This is a genomic window from Cryobacterium sp. TMT2-42-4 (assembly GCF_004402645.1).
GTDB classification, from domain to species: domain Bacteria; phylum Actinomycetota; class Actinomycetes; order Actinomycetales; family Microbacteriaceae; genus Cryobacterium; species Cryobacterium sandaracinum.
Genome location: NZ_SOFT01000049.1, coordinates 1 through 3,165 on the forward strand (window position 1 = coordinate 1; position 3,165 = coordinate 3,165).

Below are 3,165 nucleotides of genomic sequence, written 5' to 3' on the forward strand. Positions count from 1 at the left end.
ACGACGCTACTTCTCCGAAGCATCCATGCTCGAGCTGGCCACCATGAACAACCCCATCGAGGTCCTCGACGAGGCGGTGATACTCCCCGAACTCGCCGCCGCCTAAACTGGAACCACTGACCCGCACGGTGTCGAGAAACTCCACCACTCCGCGGGACGTGACCCGCCGATGAAGCAGTCCGAGCCCAGCGCGCCACGTCCGACGTCGCGAAAGTCCGGGACGAACAGGGTCACGCCCGCACTGTCCACGACACCATTCGGGAGGAAGCCAGCTTGCTGCGCAGGAATCTGGCCACCGCAATCGTTGAACGTGACGCAGCACGGGCAAGCGTCGAACGTGAGCGAACCCACGGCGACCAACGCATCAGCGATCTCCGCACCACAGAAAACCACCACATCACCCAACTTCGGGACGAGGCCGCTGAGCTGCGGCAGGAACTGCGCGAACAGCGCAGCCGCGCCGATCGCGCCGAAGACCGCCCAACCGAGCAAACGGATTCTCCCGCCGCGAAGCTGGCAACATAGAGCGGAGCAACACCTCAGCGTCGTCAACCAGAAGCCTGGGCGACGCTGGAAGAACTACGCCTCGCGCTGCTCATCTGAGAAGGTATCTCGGACTTGTGGATGATGGCCGCGCTGGCCTGATTGGGCTGTACAGGCGGAATGTGTGTGTCTCGAATCCATGGAAGTTGAGACGCTACGTACAGTTAGGAATCGTGTTTCTTGGAACACGAAAAGATAGCGTTTGATACATGTATCAAAAGAATCATCACGGACATAGAAGCGATACGGTGAACCGATGATAAAGAAAAACGGCATCGAGCCGGCCCCGGAACACTACGCCTTCGGCTACCGGCGAGTGTCGAGTGTGAAACAGTCATACGAACGGCAGACCAAGGCGCTGCATGATTTTGGGATTCCCGATGACCGGATCTACGAAGACAAGATCAGTGGCAAGTTCAAGACCCGTCCCGGACTTGATGCCCTGCTGAAAACAGCTCGGCGCGGCGACACCATCACGGTCTCTTCCCTCGATCGTCTCGGCCGTACGGTGCTGCACATCCTCCAAACGATCGAGGAGCTCGAACACCGTGGCATCTCCGTCCACTCATTGAAGCCCGGGGAACAGTTCGGGGGCGTCACCGGCAAGCTGGTGCGCAACATCATGGCGTCGATCGCGGAATGGGAACGCGAGAACATCAACGAACGCGCCGCCGAAGCCCGAGTAGCACGAGAAGCCAGGGGGCTCACAACGGGGCGTGCCAAGTCAGTTCTGATCCCCACGAAAATCGAGGCCGTCCGCACGTTGCGCGCCTCGGGTAAGACGATTGCCTACATTGTGACGAACCAGGCCATGAGCCGCGCCAGCGTGTACCGCGCACTCGCTGAAAGCCGTGACTAACGCCCCGGGCCCGGGAAACATTGAAGGGACGATTACGCGCGTCTAGTGGTCCGAACGGACTTCCTGCACGATGTTCCGGAAGCAAGTCCCACCCGTGTCCCGCCGAGGGATGGTCAGTCGGGATTGAGGAGGATGGCGACGCCGAGGTCGCGGCGGCCTTCGGTCTGCTCGGCGAGCACGGCGGCCCGATGAGGGACTCCGTCCCGGGCATTCTCAACGGCGGGTGAAGATCTGTTCTACCGTCGCTATTCCCGCGGTCACATCGCTCTCTGGAGTATTGGTCAAGATGAGCTTGTCACTCTCGCATCCCATTTCGACGGTGGTGTCCGGCGTGGGAGTGAAGTCCTGCTCGTCAGTCGTTGTTTCGCCGCCTTTCGCGACCGTTGTCGTTCCGGAGCCCTTCGTCCAGACGACCTCCCCGTAATTCAGTTCGGAGCCGTGGACGCTGTATCGCTGCTCCGCGGATCCTTTGATGCTCTGGTCAACGGTTGCTTCGACACCTTCCACGACAGTCTTCACCGAACTGGACACATCGACCTGGACTATTACAGTGTCGTCATCAAAAATGATCGTGTGGTTTCCGGTCGTCGTATCCGCGGTGGAGTTCGCTTCCGCTGACGCGACAAAGTCAAGGTCCCACGTTCCCAAGAGGCAGGACCTACCGCCTGTGGATTGACTACCGTTCGATGTGCACCCTGTCACCGAACCGCCGATCAGGCCCATCGCTGCGATGGCCATGGCAAGCCTGATCAAGCGGGGTCGGGGGCCTATTACGCGTTGTGCGCGTGTGCGGTGAGCTTGCGCGCTGAGCTTTTCGTTCCCTCTAAACATCGCTGCGTGTCCGGGGGCTATCAACAAGAGATCATCTTGATGTAGCTGTTGCCAACGTTCACGTAAATGATCCAACTCGTCGATCCGTACGGTGTTACAACCTTGCACGTGCCGTCGACAAAGAAGTAGTCCGGCTTGAGTTTTATCGAAACGGATGAGCAGTTGTAGTAGGTCAGCGTGAAGTAGTTGTCGTCGCCGTAGGTGACGTTTTCACCGCACCTGAGAGCGGCCGTAGTGACGTCAGTTGTCACCTCGGTGACCGCGGCATCGAGGTTATCGTTGGTCGCGGACTGGTCCTGGACCAACTCAACTGTTATGGTCACAGCCTCGCCGGGCACTACTTCAATGGATTGTGTCGCGCTCGGCACAGACGCGGCCGGCTCCTCCGCCATCGCCGCGGTCCCGCCAACCACTGCCAAAGCCGCTGCCAGCACGCCGCCGATCGCTAAGTTCGCTACTCCCCGTGCAACTCTCATAATTTGGCTCCCCCCATTTTGATGGTCTCAACGGCGCCGAAGAATCGTTATGCGTGATTTTTGAGTTTTCGCAGACGCTTCGCCTTCTTGCGAGCCGCATTGTCACAGGGCGATACTGAGCCGAGAACAAAACTGCGGCACAAACCGCTTCCTGGTCTAGATCGTAGCGAATGTCAACTGCACCGTATGTAGGCTTTTCGGTGGACAGGCACGCGATGTACTCCTCGCCAAGAAGGGCTCGAACCAGGGGTCAAACCCCCGGGATGTGGTGTAGCGGACGGTGATCCCGTATTGGGACGTGCCCTTAACGAGCTGTAGCCGCCAGTCAACCCTACGTGTCAGGGTGAGTTGAGGCCAGTAGCTCAGAGCAAGTCCGCCGTTTGACGTAGGGCGAGAATCAGGAAGTCCCACCATGTCCAGCCCCTCGTTGATCGCCGTGCGCGACGATAGTTCCAT

4 protein-coding genes are annotated in these 3,165 nt (G+C 59.2%); 1 reads left to right on the forward strand and 3 read right to left on the reverse strand.

The annotated features are described in order from the left end of the window. Window positions 1–102: 102 nt before the first annotated feature. Entirely contained in the window at window positions 103–492 is a 390-nt protein-coding gene (locus tag E3O18_RS15930) for a hypothetical protein (protein WP_134418487.1), read from the reverse strand. Window positions 493–799: 307 nt separating this feature from the next. Between E3O18_RS15930 and E3O18_RS15935 the strand changes: the two genes are divergently transcribed. Beyond that, window positions 800–1,402, forward strand: coding sequence for a recombinase family protein (locus E3O18_RS15935; protein ID WP_134418488.1), 603 nt, complete (start codon window positions 800–802; stop codon window positions 1,400–1,402). A gap of 213 nt (window positions 1,403–1,615) precedes the next feature. Here E3O18_RS15935 and E3O18_RS15940 read toward each other — a convergent pair whose 3' ends face one another. Then, a complete protein-coding gene (locus E3O18_RS15940) occupies window positions 1,616–2,140 on the reverse strand; it encodes a hypothetical protein (protein ID WP_134418490.1) in 525 nt (174 codons plus the stop codon). Between the two features lie 113 nt (window positions 2,141–2,253). Further along, complete coding sequence (locus E3O18_RS15945; protein WP_134374965.1) at window positions 2,254–2,709, reverse strand: hypothetical protein; 456 nt, start codon at window positions 2,707–2,709, stop codon at window positions 2,254–2,256. Between the last annotated feature and the right edge of the window lie 456 nt (window positions 2,710–3,165).

Bases quoted from the DNA above. Each gene is read 5' to 3' on its own strand.
- E3O18_RS15940 (WP_134418490.1), bottom strand. From the start codon at position 2,140: ATGGCCATCGCAGCGATGGGCCTGATCGGCGGTTCGGTGACAGGGTGC.
- E3O18_RS15945 (WP_134374965.1), bottom strand. From the start codon at position 2,709: ATGAGAGTTGCACGGGGAGTAGCGAACTTAGCGATCGGCGGCGTGCTG.
- E3O18_RS15935 (WP_134418488.1), top strand. From the start codon at position 800: ATGATAAAGAAAAACGGCATCGAGCCGGCCCCGGAACACTACGCCTTC.